Annotated in this window: 15 protein-coding genes; 7 read left to right on the forward strand and 8 right to left on the reverse strand. The window is 52.9% G+C overall.

Features of this window, described 5'->3' with window-relative positions:
• The first annotated feature begins 6 nt into the window (after positions 1–6).
• The 4 genes from pqiA (at position 7) to rmf (ending at position 3,912) form a co-directional block, all read left to right on the forward strand.
• Positions 7–1,275 (forward strand): membrane integrity-associated transporter subunit PqiA, encoded by a 1,269-nt coding sequence (gene pqiA / locus ACPXSQ_RS02925; RefSeq protein ID WP_013025272.1) that lies wholly within the window; start codon positions 7–9, stop codon positions 1,273–1,275.
• Positions 1,262–2,905, forward strand: a complete 1,644-nt coding sequence (pqiB, locus tag ACPXSQ_RS02930; RefSeq protein WP_014606176.1) for an intermembrane transport protein PqiB — start codon at positions 1,262–1,264, stop codon at positions 2,903–2,905. Before pqiA ends, pqiB begins: the two co-directional genes overlap by 14 nt.
• The gene (pqiC, locus tag ACPXSQ_RS02935; protein ID WP_426142711.1) at positions 2,902–3,486 is read left to right on the forward strand and encodes a membrane integrity-associated transporter subunit PqiC; all 585 of its coding nucleotides are present in this window, start codon (positions 2,902–2,904) and stop codon (positions 3,484–3,486) included. Before pqiB ends, pqiC begins: the two co-directional genes overlap by 4 nt.
• Positions 3,487–3,744: 258 nt before the next feature.
• On the forward strand, positions 3,745–3,912 hold the full coding sequence (gene rmf, locus ACPXSQ_RS02940) for a ribosome modulation factor (protein ID WP_006118662.1): 168 nt from the start codon (positions 3,745–3,747) through the stop codon (positions 3,910–3,912).
• 65 nt (positions 3,913–3,977) lie between these two features.
• Here rmf and fabA read toward each other — a convergent pair whose 3' ends face one another.
• The gene (gene fabA, locus ACPXSQ_RS02945) at positions 3,978–4,496 is read right to left on the reverse strand and encodes a bifunctional 3-hydroxydecanoyl-ACP dehydratase/trans-2-decenoyl-ACP isomerase (protein ID WP_008925876.1); all 519 of its coding nucleotides are present in this window, start codon (positions 4,494–4,496) and stop codon (positions 3,978–3,980) included.
• A 68-nt stretch (positions 4,497–4,564) separates the two neighbouring features.
• Positions 4,565–6,391: an AAA family ATPase gene (locus ACPXSQ_RS02950; protein ID WP_013025275.1), complete on the reverse strand. Its 1,827-nt coding sequence runs from the start codon at positions 6,389–6,391 to the stop codon at positions 4,565–4,567.
• Positions 6,392–6,486: 95 nt separating this feature from the next.
• On the opposite strand from ACPXSQ_RS02950, the gene matP reads away from it, so the two are divergent.
• Positions 6,487–6,957: a macrodomain Ter protein MatP gene (matP, locus tag ACPXSQ_RS02955; protein WP_014606174.1), complete on the forward strand. Its 471-nt coding sequence runs from the start codon at positions 6,487–6,489 to the stop codon at positions 6,955–6,957.
• Positions 6,958–7,067: 110 nt separating this feature from the next.
• Here the strand turns inward: matP and ompA are convergent, their stop codons facing one another.
• Both ompA and sulA read right to left on the reverse strand, forming a co-directional pair.
• Positions 7,068–8,141 (reverse strand): porin OmpA, encoded by a 1,074-nt coding sequence (ompA, locus tag ACPXSQ_RS02960; RefSeq protein ID WP_015700636.1) that lies wholly within the window; start codon positions 8,139–8,141, stop codon positions 7,068–7,070.
• Positions 8,142–8,492: 351 nt separating this feature from the next.
• Positions 8,493–8,984: an SOS-induced cell division inhibitor SulA gene (gene sulA, locus ACPXSQ_RS02965; protein WP_013025278.1), complete on the reverse strand. Its 492-nt coding sequence runs from the start codon at positions 8,982–8,984 to the stop codon at positions 8,493–8,495.
• Between the two features lie 210 nt (positions 8,985–9,194).
• Here sulA and ACPXSQ_RS02970 point away from each other — a divergent pair, with 210 nt between their 5' ends.
• Positions 9,195–9,821 (forward strand): TfoX/Sxy family DNA transformation protein, encoded by a 627-nt coding sequence (locus tag ACPXSQ_RS02970; RefSeq protein ID WP_014593353.1) that lies wholly within the window; start codon positions 9,195–9,197, stop codon positions 9,819–9,821.
• Here the strand turns inward: ACPXSQ_RS02970 and yccS are convergent.
• Both yccS and ACPXSQ_RS02980 read right to left on the reverse strand, forming a co-directional pair.
• Positions 9,818–11,965 carry a YccS family putative transporter gene (yccS, locus tag ACPXSQ_RS02975; RefSeq protein ID WP_015700635.1) on the reverse strand — a complete coding sequence of 716 codons (2,148 nt, stop codon included), beginning with the start codon at positions 11,963–11,965 and terminating at the stop codon, positions 9,818–9,820. The genes ACPXSQ_RS02970 and yccS overlap by 4 nt on opposite strands.
• Entirely contained in the window at positions 11,946–12,389 is a 444-nt protein-coding gene (locus tag ACPXSQ_RS02980) for a YccF domain-containing protein (protein WP_014606171.1), read from the reverse strand. Before ACPXSQ_RS02980 ends, yccS begins: the two co-directional genes overlap by 20 nt.
• Positions 12,390–12,509: 120 nt before the next feature.
• Between ACPXSQ_RS02980 and helD the strand changes: the two genes are divergently transcribed.
• Positions 12,510–14,564 carry a DNA helicase IV gene (helD, locus tag ACPXSQ_RS02985; RefSeq protein WP_072136611.1) on the forward strand — a complete coding sequence of 685 codons (2,055 nt, stop codon included), beginning with the start codon at positions 12,510–12,512 and terminating at the stop codon, positions 14,562–14,564.
• 1 nt (position 14,565) lies between these two features.
• Here the strand turns inward: helD and mgsA are convergent, their stop codons facing one another.
• Positions 14,566–15,024: a methylglyoxal synthase gene (gene mgsA / locus ACPXSQ_RS02990; protein ID WP_105082339.1), complete on the reverse strand. Its 459-nt coding sequence runs from the start codon at positions 15,022–15,024 to the stop codon at positions 14,566–14,568.
• Between the two features lie 68 nt (positions 15,025–15,092).
• Positions 15,093–15,731 carry a YccT family protein gene (locus tag ACPXSQ_RS02995; RefSeq protein ID WP_014593357.1) on the reverse strand — a complete coding sequence of 213 codons (639 nt, stop codon included), beginning with the start codon at positions 15,729–15,731 and terminating at the stop codon, positions 15,093–15,095.
• Positions 15,732–15,833: the final 102 nt, after the last annotated feature.

A 15,833-nucleotide genomic window follows, 5' to 3' on the forward strand; every position in this document is an offset into this window, starting at 1 on the left:
GCGGGAATGTGTTCAGCAGACAAAACGAACGCGTGGATGCTCTGTCCACAGTGCGACTTAATGGTAAAACTGCCGGCCATTCCCGTTGGCAGTCGAGCGTCCTGTCCGCGCTGCCATACCTCCCTGACCGTCAACTGGTCGGAGCCGCGTAAGCGTCCGACCGGTTACGCGCTGGCCGCGCTGTTTATGCTGGTGCTTGCCAATCTGTTTCCGTTTATCACCATGAAAGTCGCCGGGCTGTCCAGTCAGATCAGCCTGATGCAAATCCCCAGGGTGATGGTGGCCGACGATTACGCCAGCCTGGCCACACTGTTCCTGTTGTTTGTCCAGGGAATTCCCGCCTTTTGTATGATCACCATTGTCCTGCTGGTCAATCAGGTGAAAATGCCCGTCAGCCTGAAACTGGGCCTGGCGCGTATCCTTTTTCATATGCGCAACTGGGGAATGGCAGAAATCTTCATGGCCGGGGTGCTGGTTAGTTTCGTCAAGCTCATGGCCTATGGCGAAATTGGCCTCGAAACCAGCTTCTGGCCCTGGTGTCTGTTTTGTCTTTTGCAACTGCGCGCGTTTCAGTGCCTGGATCGCCGCTGGCTGTGGGATCGTATTGAAGCGATGCCGTCTTTACCCCATGCGCCCCAGGCAGGCGTAAGTGGATTAACCCAGGGCCTGCGCTCCTGTCCGTGCTGCACTGCGGTGTTACCTGTGACACAGCGGGAATGTCCGCGCTGCGGCGTGGTTGCCGATGCCCGCCGTAAACACAGCCTGCAGTGGACACTGGCGCTGCTGATAACCTCCGTTATGCTTTATGTGCCCGCCAATCTGCTGCCGATTATGATTACCGAAACGCTGGGATCGGCGATGCCCTCGAACATCATGGCCGGGGTAATTTTACTTTGGGGCGATGGATCTTATCCGGTCGCGCTGGTGATTTTTATCGCCAGTATTATGGTTCCGTCTCTGAAGATGCTGGCGATTGGCTGGCTGTGCTGGGATGCCAGCGGACGCGGGCAGCGCGACAGCCATAAAATGCACCTGATCTATGAGGTGGTTGAGTTTGTTGGGCGTTGGTCAATGATCGACGTCTTTGTGATTGCCGTGCTCTCCGCGCTGGTGCGTATGGGACAGTTAATGAAAGTGTATCCGGCATGGGGAGCGGTGTTGTTTGCGCTGGTGGTGATTCTGACCATGATTGCAGCAATGACGTTTGACCCGCGCTTAACCTGGGATCGTGCTGGTGAGAAAAATATGAAGGAGCCGCATCTTGACGGAAAATAATCACGGCCATGCCAAAGTGGATCAGATTAAGCGCTGGTCACCGGTATGGATCGTCCCTATTGTCACGCTGTTAATTGGCGGCTGGATTCTGTTTTATCATTTTAGCCATCAGGGACCGGAAGTGACGCTGATCACCGAGAGCGCAGAGGGAATTGAAGCGGGTAAAACCACCATCAAAAGCCGCAGCGTCAATGTCGGTGTGGTCGAGAGTGCCGTCCTCACAGACGATCTCCATCACGTTGAGATTAAAGCCCGACTGAATTCAGGTATGGAAAAGCTGTTGCACAGCGACAGCGTATTTTGGGTCGTTAAGCCGCAGGTCGGTCGCGAAGGCATTACGGGCTTAGGAACGCTGCTGTCTGGTGCCTATATCGAGCTGCAGCCGGGTACCAAAAAAGATCCCCTGGATCAGTACACCTTGCTGGATGCGCCGCCGTTAGCGCCGCCTGATGCGAAGGGCATTCGTATTACACTCGACAGCAAAAAAGCGGGGCAGCTTAACGCTGGCGATCCGGTGCTGTTTCGCGGCTACCGTGTCGGCACCGTTGAAACCAGCAGCTTCGACACCGATAAGCGCATGATGACCTATCAGCTGTTTGTCGCCGCCCCTTACGATCGTCTGGTGACGACGAATGTGCGCTTCTGGAAAGACAGCGGCATCGCGGTGGATATGTCGGCATCAGGCATGCGGGTTGAAATGGGGTCGCTCACCACGCTGTTTAGCGGCGGGGTCAGCTTTGACGTGCCTGACGGCTGGGATTTAGGTAAGGCGGCGCAGAATCAGGCTGAATATCACCTGTTTGACGATCAGCGCAGTATTCAGGATTCACTGTATACCAATCATATCGACTATCTGATGTTCTTCTCTGATTCGATTCGTGGATTGCAGGTGGGCGCGCCGGTTGAATTTCGCGGCATTCGTCTGGGTACCGTTGCGGAGGTGCCGTTCATGAATGCGGGCACTGCGCAGGCGCTGAATAATGACTACCGCGTGCCGGTGTTGATTCGCATTGAACCCGATCGCTTTATTAGCCGTCTGGGTGAAAACTTCGATCTTGAGCAGCATCTGCAGGACGGTAAGAAACGTGGCCTGCGCGGAACGTTGAAAACCGGCAACCTTTTGTCTGGCGCGCTGTTTGTCGATATCGACTTCTATGACAATGCCCCTGCCTATAAAGGGCCAGATAAAGTCGCGGGTTATGAAGTGATCCCGACGGTGAGTGGTGGCCTGAGCCAGATTCAGCAGAAACTGATGGCTGCGCTGGATAAAATTAACGGTCTACCGCTCAACAATATGGTGTCGGAAGCCACCGGAACGCTGAAGGAGAGCCAGAAAACTCTGCGCGATCTGCAACGTACCATCGACAACATTAACGTTGTAACCAGCAGTCCGGCGATGAAAACGCTGCCGGAAGAGACGCAGCAAACGCTACGTGAGCTCAACCGCAGTATGAAAGGCCTGCAGCCTGGCTCACCGGCCTACAGCAAGCTGGTGGGCGATATGCAACGGCTTGATCAGGTGCTGCGCGAACTGCAGCCAGTGCTGAAGACGCTAAATGCCAAAAGTAATGCGTTAGTGTTTGAAGCAAAACCGGGACAGGATCCCCAGCCGAAGAGGGCAAAACAATGAAAAAAGGACTCGTTTTTTTGGCCGCTCTCGCACTGAGTGCCTGTAGCAGCACGGTCAATACCACTTACTATCAGCTGCCCTCAGGGGCGGCCTCGATGCAGGTGATCGGCAGTGAGGCAAATGCACAGCCGACCTTATGGGTACAGCAGGTTGTGGTTCCGGACTATCTGGCGGGTAATGGGCTGGTGTATCAAACCAGCGATGTTAAATACGTTATCGCCGCCAATAATTTGTGGGCCAGCCCGCTCGATCAGCAGCTACAGCAAACGATGATAACCAATCTCACCAAAGCGTTACCGGGTCGGCTGGTGACTCAGACGTTAATGGGGCAGGAACATGACACCCTGAACATTACGGTCAACGATTTCCAGGGACGCTATGACGGCAAAGCGGTCATTAGCGGGCAGTGGACGCTGGAACATCAGGGACGCTTCACAAAGCAGGCTTTCAACCTGGTGTTGCCACAGCAGGAAGATGGCTATGATGCCCTTGTCAAAACCCTTGCTCAGGGCTGGCAGCAAATTGCGCAACAGATTGCCCGCAATGTGGCCTCTGAGAATTCGACAGGAACGGGCTTCTAGTTAACCTGTTGTTTCGGTTAGAGCTTATTTTCTGACATAACATCGGGTTTCTATATAAATCATGTGGATAAAGCAATAGGCTTACATCACGAAACAGAAAATTCATGTCCACTTCAGGTCACATTTGTGACATTGGCGTGAATATTGCGCATTGATCTTTTCATACAGAGCGAGTAAAACAAAAGGGTGGCTGAACATTTATTAGTCACCTTTTTCTTTCCACCAGATTCCACAGACCTTACATGAGGGACACGGAGTATGAAGAGACAGAAACGAGACCGCCTTGAGCGCGCCCATTCACGTGGTTATCAAGCAGGTATTACAGGACGCTCTAAAGAGATGTGTCCGTATCAAATGATAGATGCTAAGTCTCACTGGTTGGGAGGTTGGCGACAAGCCATGGAGGACAGGTCGGCTGCTGCTTAGCCGGATGTCACTGAAAAGGGATATAACCTCCGCACTAAGCGGAGGTTTTCGTTTCTGGGGAACGATTAGAACGCTGCGGTATCTTTAAACAGACCGACTTTTAAATCGCTGGCGGTGTAAATCAGATTACCGTCAACCAGCACTTCACCATCTGCAACGCCCATCACCAGTTTACGGTTGATCACACGCTTGAAGTGAATACGGTAGGTGACTTTTTTCGCCTCTGGCAGAACCTGGCCAGTGAATTTAACCTCGCCCACACCCAGCGCACGGCCTTTGCCTTCGCCGCCCAACCAGCCGAGATAGAAGCCAACCAACTGCCACATTGCATCAAGACCCAGGCAGCCGGGCATCACCGGATCGCCAATAAAGTGGCAACCAAAGAACCACAGGTCCGGATTGATATCCAGTTCAGCTTCTACGAAGCCTTTATCGTATTTACCGCCGTCTTCGGTCATTTTGACCACGCGGTCCATCATCAGCATATTGCCGGATGGAAGCGGCGGACCATTTTCGCCGAACAGTTCACCGCGACCGGACAGAATCAGGTCTTCTTTGGTATAGGATTCGCGTTTATCTACCATGTTCTTAATATGCCTTCTTTTAGTGAATCACGAATATTAGCGAACAGTTGTACGCTGAGCAAACAGGATTAGCGGTGGTTAAACCAGTTAAGCCAGCGCAGCGGCCAGGATCGCGGTGAGGGCTCAGGCTGATTCATCTGACTGATGCGTTCCTGAATGGTGCGCAGCAGGCATTCGCCTTCGCCGTCTTCCGTATTCCATATTTTCCCCGTGAGCAGCGGCAGCGCTTCATCCGCACTGTCGATCGCCCAGATATGGAAGCGTCCTTCTTCCACCGCGCTCACCACCTGTTGGTTAAGGCTAAGGTGACGAACGTTACAGGCGGGAATAATGACACCCTGCTGACCGGTTAACTCGCGCTGATGGCAGATATCAAAGAATCCTTCAATCTTCTCATTCAGCCCACCAACCGGTTGCACATTACCAAACTGATCCACCGAGCCCGTAACCGCAATCTGCTGATTCAGTGGCGCACCGGCAAGGGCGCTGATTAATGCGCACAGTTCTGCCAGCGATGCACTGTCGCCGTCAACTTCGGAATAGGATTGTTCAAATACCAGCGAAGCGGAAAAGGGCAGTTGCTGATCCAGCTCCAGTTCAGCAATTAAATAGGCCTGCATAATCATCATGCCTTTCGCATGAATATTGCCGCCTAACTCCGCTTTGCGTTCGACGTCGGTGAATTCACCGTCGCCAGGATGCACCACACAGGTAATACGGCAGGGATCGCCCCAGGCGCGCGGATGACCGGGATATTCCACAACGGACAGGCCGTTTATCTGGCCGACGACCTCACCTTCCGTTTCAACCAAAATCTGTCGTAGCAGGATTTCATCACGCATACGTTCATTAAGGTAGTTTTCACGCCACAGGCGCGCTTCCAGGGCGTCACGCAGCGCTTCAGCACTGAGCGTCTCTCCCATCAACGCGGTCTCGCGCAGCTGGCGCAGCAGCCAGCGAGGGCAGAGCGGAAGCGTATCCTGATCGCCGCTGTAACGTACACCTTCTTTGATGAGTTCGGGCCAGAAGTCTTCGTCGGGTGCAGCAATATCAGCCTGCCCGGCCAGATCGACCGTCCAGCGACACCATGCGAGCATGTCGTCTTCATCCACAATCTGAATATTTTCTTCAAATTCGGTGTAGATCGCCATTTCATGCGCTTCAGCATCCAGCTCCTGAAAATCGGCCAGCGTATCGCGCTCGCCACAGAGCACCAGATTAAGCTTGAGCGGGAGCGGAGGCACGGAAACCGGCAGGGGACGACGTTCGTCCTGGGATTGCCACTCGATGTAGCCTTGCTCAATGCTCTTTTTCAGACGCAGCCACAGCAGCGGCTGAGTGAGTAAAGCACGAAGTGAAAGGACTAACGTTCCGCCATTGGCGCGATGGATCAGCCCTGGCTCAAGTTGGATCCGATCTTTGTGCATCCGCACGCAGCCAAACAGCTGCTCCTGCTCGATCCAGTCAGCATAGTGAATCCCGCCCTGGCTGGTAAAAGGGCGCTGGCTGTCGGTAGGCGGTTGCAACGTGACGTTGTCGGCCAGAATATGGTAGTCACCGCCTGACAGGGTTGATGACTCACCCATAACGCGTTGAGCCGCCTCTGCTATCAGCGCAAGGTATTCACGGTTTTCCTGGCTGCGAACCAGCAGCAGGGGAAGACCCTGACTTTGATGATGTAAGTGGGCCAGCGCGTTCAGCAGTCGGGGCTGTACCGTTGCCAGGGCATCGGTCTCTTCATCAGCGATTCGGGAGAAAACGGATTGATATTGCGTGCTATCCGGCTGTAAGGTTTGCCACGTAAGTTGAGTGCTGGTCAAAATAATCGCATTTGTCTGTTTTGAGAAAAGCGAGATTATACAGGATTCACCCTGCTTAAGCACTGCAGAGTTCATTCAGATGTTGTGACGCTGGCAGCATGTTTTTCGTTGCTGCATCCGGTAAAAAAGCTGTTATTCTTAGTTTGTTACGCGATCACGATGAGATTCCGATGAAATACCAGCAGCTCGAAAATCTTGAAAGTGGATGGAAGTGGAAATACCTGGTGAAAAAACATCGGGAGGGTGAACTGATCACGCGTCACCTTGAACTTAGCGCTGCGCAGGCCGCGGTGGATAAATTACTGGTGATGGAAAATAATCCGGTAGAGATAAACAACTGGATCAGCCAGCATATTCACCCCGACCTCGATAACCGGCTTAAGCAAACTATCCGCGCCCGGCGTAAACGTCACTTCAATGCTGAGCACCAGCACACCCGAAAAAAATCAATCGATCTGGAATATCTGGTCTGGCAGCGACTGGCAGGGCTGGCGCAACGTCGTAACAATACGCTGTCTGAAACCATCGTACAGCTTATTGAAGATGCCGAACGTAAAGAGAAGTATGCCAGTCAGATGTCAACGTTAAAGCAGGATCTGCAGGCAATATTAGGTCATCCAGGGTCTGAAAAAGAGTCCTGAGTTCACGCGAGAGATTACGGATTCAGATTCCGCGATACGGGATGAGCAGCATTGATAAATTCAGGCCAAAAAAAACCCCGCATAAGCGGGGTTTTTTCATAACGGATAACTTAAGCCTGTGGCTGAGTTACCACGTCTTTGATGCCTTTAACGTCGATTTCTACACGACGGTCTGGCGCCAGGCAGTCGATCAGGGCCTTACGACCTTTCACGCTGTCACAGGTGTTGCCAGTTACTGGGTTAGATTCACCCATGCCGCGAGCAGAGATCTTGTTAGCAGGGATCCCTTTAGATACCAGGTAATCCACTACTGACTGAGCACGTTTCTCAGACAGTTTCTGGTTGTACTGCTCTGAACCGATGCGATCGGTGAAGCCCAGAACAACGACTGAACCGTCTTTAGGATCCATGGAGCTCAGCTGGCTGTACAGCTGATCCAGAGCCTGCTGACCTTCTGGCTTCAGGGTTGATTTGTTGAAGGTGAACAGAACGTCTGATTTCAGAGTGAAACGCTTAGTCTGTACCACTGGCGCTGGAGCTGGTGCTGGAGCCGGAGCTGGCGCAGCAACATCATCCTGACCGAAGCGGTAAGAAACACCCAGGCTCAGCATGCCGTTGTCTGGACGAGCACCAACGGTCTGTGCATCACCGATGTTGTTAACCCACTGGTAATCCAGACGGGTTGCCCAGTTTTTGGTCAGAGCATATTCAACACCAACGGCTGCCAGTGGAGAAACACCGGTGTCGTGGTCGCTGATGCGAGTGCCAGTAGCCAGGTTCTGCTGAGTAGAGTCTGCACGCCATACCATGCCACCCAGGCGGGTATAGATGTCCAGATCGTCTGCGATTGGGTAGCTCAGTTTAGCAGCCAGCTGGATGCCCTGTGCTTTGAATGCGCCATTTACCTGGTTGCCTTTATTAGGCATACGGCCTAACCAGTCATAGCCCAGTTCGAAACCCAGGTATGGGTTAGCCTGGTAACCAGCGAACGCGCCTGCGCCCAGTTGGCTTTCATGAGTTGGACCGTCGTTGTTTTGGTAACCGTGACCGTAGTAGCCAGTGTCGTGATACTGAGACCAGCCCAGTTTAGCACCGGTGTACCAGGTGTTATCTTTTGGGGCGGCCTGCGCTACGGTAGCGAAGCCAGCCAGTGCCACTGCAATTGCGATAGCTGTCTTTTTCATTTTGCGCCTCGTTATCATCCAAATAGGCAATGAGCATAAAGGTTGCTCTTGGTTTAATCCTTCGCCGGGTCAAAACGCTCGCTTATGACTCTACCGCAAAAAACGGAGGTTATTGAGCACCCTGGCGAGATAAAGTCTACAACGAGATTGGAAACTTACAAGTGTGATGTGAGGCACTTATGTAAAAAAACAGTGTTTTATACATAAATTCTAACAATTTACCCTGAACTTCTGTGAGGCGCTTACCCCACAAAATGGGGGCTAAGCCGTTGTCATTGCTGGGGGGAGCAGAATCAGTGCCTTAGCCTTGAGCGAGATAAAAAACTGCTTGAGATAAATCTCATTTTTTACTTAATGAAACAAATCAGACTGAATTTTTAGCGAGTTTTCTGGTCTTACTGCCGTTTTGAGGGTTTCACCCGAGCGTAAAATCAGTCCCAACGCCTTTCCTTCCGCTGCTGCACGTTCAAGTTCACGACGTTCGTCCACGTCTAATTCATAAGGAATCCAGGCCAAAACCACGCTGTAATTTCCTGTGCGCAGCGCTTTGATCATCGCTTCAACGGCATTGTAACGTTCAGCATCGGCGATATGCATACTTTTCTCAAGTGGCAAACCGGCTTCCTGCATCCAGACCCGGCTCAACTTGTGCGCGGGGGTTAACCACAGCTGCCAGCGAGACTGCTGGCTTAATTGCTGAAGCAGTGGTAACAGCAGCATCTGCATCATTCCGGGTTGTTCGCTATAGCGTAATTCAGTAATCCAGCCTTTATGAGTAGCCGGAACAGAGGACGAAGCGTAACGGTGAGCAGAGCATACATTACTGGTATGTTGGGTGCGCATAAATTAATCACTCAGCAGTTGACTGTATGGATGTACAGTAATGGCATCCTGGATAAAGATCAACCTGAATTTCTGAAAACGCCTCGCAAAATTTGCATCAGCTTGTCTTTAAACGGATTTATTCATTGAACCTCTAACTGAATTTAATTATCTTCTAACTTCCTGAATAGTAAGATTTTTAGCAGGCTTTTGTTACAAGGAGGTGATGAAATGAAGAAACAGAAGCGGATAATTTTACGCTCAATACAGCAGTTGGCACCGCTGGGCAAAATTGAATCCCGTACCCAGTTCGGTGGCTACGCACTGGCTGTTGAGCGCGTGGTTTTTGCGCTGGTAAAAGAAGACGAACTCTACTTACGTGCCAGTGAAGCATTACGGGAATATGGGGCAAAGCAGCCGCTGGAACCCTTGACATTCCATAAGCGGGGTATTGCGGTAAGCCTCAACTATTTTAAGGTAGACGATCGCCTGTGGGCGCATCCGGAGCATCTGGTTCGCCTTTCTGCTGCGTCTCTGCAGACCGCCCAACGTGAGCACAATGAGCGGCTGGGTAAGGTGCGGTTAAAAGACTTACCAAACGTCAGCCTGCGACTGGAAATGATGCTGCATGAGATAGGTATTTGTACCGTCAAACATCTGCGTGAAACGGGGGCCAGGCAGTGCTGGTTAAGGCTGCGGCGCAATAATCAACACCTCGGCCTTAAAACCTTATTAGCGCTTGAAGGGGCGATTTCCGGCCATCATCATGCGGCGCTGCCACAAACCATTAAAACCGAGTTAGGCGAATGGTATCAGGCCGCACTCAGTACGCCGGAATGTAAAGAAAAAGGCCGTTAGCGCCTGTCCAGCGAGCGTCGCAGGCGCGCAATGTCGGGCATCAGGGCAACCAGCAAGCCCAACTGTTGCAAAACCAGCGGCGCACGCGGATCGGGCTCGGCGGTCAGTTGCGCGATGCGCTGCACCAGCTCAATACGCATTTTCTCTGCCCGGCTGTCGCTGACGACATCCGTCTGCAGCACATCTTCAACATAACATACTGTATCGTCTAGCAGGGCCAGCAGGGCTGGTTGGGTCACTTTGTCGCGATGAGCGCCCAGAGCGGAGATATAGCTCAGGAAGGAGTGATTCAGGCAGAGTAACTGAAATGCCGACTCCCTGAGCTTAGTGCTGGTACGGGGTTCGCTGCTCATATTTGATACCACCGATGCCAGCTCAGCATCGGCGTTGTGGGCGTCACGTCGCGCAATACGATAAGCAAGACGATTGTCTTTGCCCTGATGGTACTGCTCCATGATCGCATCAAGATAACGGCAGTTGGCATTAAGCGTGCGAGTGGCAACGGCCGGAAGCTGACGAAAACGCCAGTCAGGCCAGATAAAGCTCACGGCGAGCCAGGCCAGCGCACAGCCCAGTAAGGTGTCCACTACCCGCGGCAGCGCGACCTCAAATCCCTCACCCAGCAGATTAAAACAGAGCAGAACCAGCAGGGTGATAAACAAGGTGGCATGCGCGTATTGCACCTGGCGGAAAGCAAAGAAGAGTACGCCCGTCACGACAATCAGAAACAGCTGGCCTTCTACTGAGGGCACCAGCCACAGTAGAGGCAACCCAATGGCAATGCCAGCCAGCGTGCCGCCGATGCGCAGTGCCAGCCTGCGCTGGGTCGCGCTGTAGTTGGGCTGGCAAACGAACAAGCTGGTTAACAGAATCCAGTAGCCTCGTTCCAGACCGGTAACCTGAATGAATCCGTACCCGGTGCACATTACCACTGACATTCTGACAGCATGACGGAACAGGGCCGAAGAGGGCGTCAGGTGGCGGCTGAAGCGCAGCTTGATGTCGCTCCAGCCGCTGATCTCTTCACGTGACAGCATGTTGTCGCTGTGCTGCGGATCGTCGGCCAGTGCCTGCTCAGATTCGAGAGAAGCCAGTTGCGCATCAATCGCCTGCAGATTACGTAATAACCAAAACAGGGCCCGGGTATGCGTGGCATCCGGATGGCTATCTTCAAGGCGTTGAATCGCATTATGTAAGCGTTCAAAAACACGCTCAAAACGACTGTCATGTTCCCAGCGTTCGCGCAGTAAAACAGACCGGGCCAGTTGCCGACAGGCCTGAGCCTGCATATTCAGCAGGCGCTGAAAGCGGAACAGAATTTCGTTATAGCGCCAGTTGCCGCGCAGTAAATGATACTGGAGATGAGAAGAGCTGGCGCGTTCGTGGATATCCTGAGCAACAAAATAGTAGTGCAGACTGCGTCGGGTACCACGTGAGCCCCTGTCGCCGCGTAAGCGGCTTTGCAGTGTGGTTTTGGTCAGATTAAGCTGGGCGACCAGCTGGCTGTTCACCATTGCCGCCTCAACAAACGTGGCATCATCCTGCGCATCGGCGTCCGGATCAAACAGGTTAGCTTTGGCGTCCAGGTATTGCGCTAACTGCGAGAAACTGGCTGCCAGCTGCTCCTGAACCGGGCGAACGGGAAACATGACGTGGCCCAACAGCGTCAGCAGGTTATACCAGAGCGCGCCGACCAGCAGCAGGATGGGCTGCAGATACCACTGGGAAAACAGTCCGATGCCCAACATGGTGTAAACGGCAATCAGCAAGGCGCCGAAAGCAATGGTCGCATAGCGCTGCCCGAGGGCGCCCAGCAAAATAAAACCCCAGGTGGAGATCGCTAAACCGATAATAAAGGCCAGCGGATGGGGAAAGAGCAGTTCCACTGAAACCGACGCAACGCAAAAACACAACAGGGTAATCAGCAGATTTTTTAAACGTCCCGCCAGTCGATCATCCAGATCGGCCAGCGCGGCGGCGACCACCCCAAGCGTGAGGGGAATGGTCCATTCAATCTGCTGCAGCACCCAGGGCACTGCTGCACAGCCGGTTAAGGCGAACAGAATCCGCAGCAGGTAACGCCAGGTGCTGTTAAAAAGATACTTACGCCATCCGGACAGAATACTAATAGCGGCGGCGGGCATTGGCATCACGCGCGGCACGCGCCTCTTCCACAGAGACAACCCGACGGCCGACCGGCCACAGTGCAATAGCCGCAATCTTGAAATTCGCGATTCCCACCGGAATACCAATGATGCTGACACACTGCACAATACCGACAGAGATGTGGGACAGGCAGAGCCACCAGCCGAAGAAAATCAGCCAGAAAATATTCAGGAAGGTGCCGCCGGTGTTCATGATGTGACTTTTGCTGTCGGGACGCAGCACATCCACGTGCACCGCCTCATTGCCGAACGGAAGAAACGAGAGTTTGGTGATTTCCCAGCATGAACGCGTCAACGGCAGGGTAAAGATCAGCACAATGCTGATCAGTGTCGCGAACAGCCAACTGAGCGTGGTGAAGAAGCCACCCAATACAAAATTAAGAATATTTAAAACAGTGCGCATAACCGCTTTTCCTTTTGCACTCCGCAAGATATGTCGCAGTTTAGCGTGTTTTAAGGCTGGAGCGTCAAGAGTCTGACAGGTAAACTCCGATTACTCTTTATCTCGGTCGTTGGTGTCGGCGTGGAACTTAAAGCAACATCCATGGGCAAACGGCTTGCCCAGCATCCTTACAATCGTGTTCGCCTGTTGACCGCTGGTGTTGAAGTCAGTGGTGATAAACACGAATATCTAATTCCCTTTAACCAGTTGTCGGACATTACCTGTAAGCGTGGCATGGTCTGGGGAGAGCTCGAGTTTCTGCTGGCGGACAATAAGGTTGTGCGTTTGCATGGCACTGAATGGCAGGAGACACAACGTTTCTATCATTATCTGATGCAGGCATGGCAGGACTGGAGCCATGAGATGAGTGACGTGTGTGCCTCGGTTCTGCAGGGCCTTCGTGCTGAAATTGACGGGTTCAGTGAGCAGGACCGCTGGTTAAAACGCAGTGAGCTGCAGGCGATTAACGATCAAATTCTCAAGCAGTTTGATGCCTTGCCACTCCCGCTGTCACGCATCAACGATTTTGAGTCCTGTCGGGAAAATTGGGCATTTTGCCAACACTGGCTGCAACAGGGCGATGCCGCAATCCGTCAGCGTAACCGCGACTGGACGGCTGCGATGCTCACGCGTTATCAGGATTTCTTCGCCACGGTTGAGTCCACGCCGCTTAACGGATCTCAGGCTGAAGCCGTGGTAAACGGTGAGGATGCGGTGCTGGTACTGGCGGGCGCGGGCAGTGGCAAAACCTCTGTGCTGGTTGCCCGGGCGGGCTGGTTATTACAACGCCGACTCGCCAGCGCCGATCAGATTCTGCTGTTAGCCTTTGGCCGTCATGCTGCTGAAGAGATGAACGACCGTATCCAGAGCAGGCTACAGGCAACGGATATGCAGGCACGTACTTTTCATTCTCTGGCCCTGCACATTATCCGCGAAGGCAGTAATAAACAGCCTGTCATCAGTAAACTGGAAAGCGACGCCGCCGCGCGCCGGGCATTATTGATCGACAACTGGCGTCAGCAATGCCATGAAAAGAAAGCCCAGGCGAATGGCTGGCGGCAATGGCTGCGTGATGAACTGGCGTGGGAGGTCGGCGAGGGGCCTTTCTGGCAGGACGATCGCCTGGCTGAGCGTCTGGCACCGCGGCTTGAACGCTGGTTAAGCCTGATGCGCATGCACGGTGGTGCACAGGCCGCCATGATCGACGGCGTTCCTGAGGCGCTACGTGAGCTGTTCAGTAAACGCATCAAGCTGATGGCACCGCTGCTGAAGGCCTGGAAAAGCGCACTCAAGGAAGAGGGCGCCGTCGATTTTTCAGGGCTGATTCATCAGGCCGTAGCGATCCTGGAAAAGGGGCGTTTTATCAGCCCATGGAAGCATATTCTGGTCGATGAATTTCAGGATATTTCGCCCCAGCGTGCAGCCTTGCTCAGCGCCCTGCGCCAGCAAAACAAGCGCACTACGCTGTTTGCTGTTGGCGATGACTGGCAGGCGATCTACCGCTTCAGCGGGGCTGAAATGAGCCTCACAACGGCATTTCATCACTATTTTGGTGAGGGCGATCGCTGCGTGCTGGACACGACCTATCGCTTTAACGATCGGATTGGTGAAGTCGCAAATCGCTTCATCCAGCAGAATCCGCATCAGCTGCGCAAACCCTTAAACAGCCTGGTTAAGGGCAATAAAAAATCCATTGCCCTGTTACCGCAGGATCAGTTGGAGCCGTTGCTGAATAAGCTGAGTGGCTACGCAAAACCCCACGAGCGGGTGCTGATACTGGCACGTTACCACTATTTGCGTCCTGACGTGCTGGATAAAGCCAAAACCCGCTGGCCAAAATTAAACATCGATTTTCTGACCATTCATGCCAGTAAGGGCCAGCAGGCAGATTACGTCATTCTGCTGGGGCTTCAGCAAGGTAAAGAAGGCTTTCCGGCGGCGCAGCGCGAGTCCATCATTGAGGAAGGCTTGCTGCCTCAGCCCGAAGCGTTTCCGGATGCGGAAGAGCGGCGACTGGCCTATGTTGCGTTAACTCGCGCGCGCCAGCAGGTCTGGTTGCTGTTTGATAAGCAGCAACCTTCGGTCTTTGTCGAGACCTTCCGCGAGCTGGACGTGCCGGTGCTGCGTAAAGCCTGAGTTATTTCAGGCGATCGGCAAGATAACGTGCATAATCCGGAATACGGACATCGACAGGCTGATCAAACAGCGGCGACTGAATGATAAAATCGGCGGTCGCCCGGTTGGTGGCGACCGGGATATTCCAGACCGTCGCCAGACGAAGCAGCGCTTTGACGTCAGGATCATGAGGAACCGCATTTAGCGGATCCCAAAAAAAGATTAGCGCATCAATTTTGCCTTCGGCAATAAATGCACCAACCTGTTGGTCTCCGCCCATTGGGCCACTCAGCATTGCATTTACGTTCAGGCCGGTGTGACGATTGATGAGATTGCCTGTCGTGCCTGTCGCATAAAGAATATGACATTCCAGCGCGGGTTGATTACGCGTCACCCAATCCAGCAGAGAGTCTTTGCAGTGGTCATGAGCGACCAGCGCGATATGTTTTTGTTTTCCAAGCGTACGTAAGGTGTATTCCATAACAGCATCCTGATGCAAAGGAGCAAAAACGCCCGTTGCAGCAGTTTACCCTGCGCCATTTCACACTATCAACTTGCCCGCAGCATTTTGACCAGATTGATGAACTGTTGACGAGTGGCCTCATCGAAACGCTGAAACCAGTGCTGAATTGACGGCGTAGTAGTTTCAACCGACCAGGCAAGATCGGCAGTAAGTTGTGCTGATGGGGAAGGGGTGGTGAGATTGGCGAACTGAGGCACCGAAGCCGCTAAGCCCATACGATTGTAACTGACCATCGCTTTTTCAACATCCGCACCAGCCGTAACCGGCAGGCGATCGCGCACGCTAAAGACCTCTTTACCCTTTTCATCAACCAGCCTGAACGCCAGTGAACGGTCAAAGTTATGTCTTTCTCGTGAATTGCTGAGCGGAGGCAGGCGGATAGCGATGCTCCTGGCTTCGGCGGTGAATGTCACGATCATCGGCACAGACTGATAGTACTGAGAAGGAGTTTTGCTGTCACCAGGCGGTTGTTCCACCCGAAACAGGAACTGATGTTGACCCCGATCCAGCTCTAAACTGTCAGCCCCTTTCAGCAGTGAGCCGGAGATCTTGCGACCGTCCAAAACCAGCAACGTGATTTGAGGATCAAGCTTTAGGGTAATAGCAGAGCAGGATGCCGAAACGAGGAGAGCAATGAACCCCGTTACAGCCATTGACAGCTTCATTTCGACTCCGGTTAAAAATGAATGGATGTAGCAAATTCTTACATTATGGCATTAAGTTTACAATTATACATATTTATTCCAGCGAAGCGGCACAATATGTAT

It is taken from the genome of Pantoea sp. EEL5 (genome assembly GCF_049892805.1).
GTDB lineage: Bacteria > Pseudomonadota > Gammaproteobacteria > Enterobacterales > Enterobacteriaceae > Pantoea > Pantoea ananatis.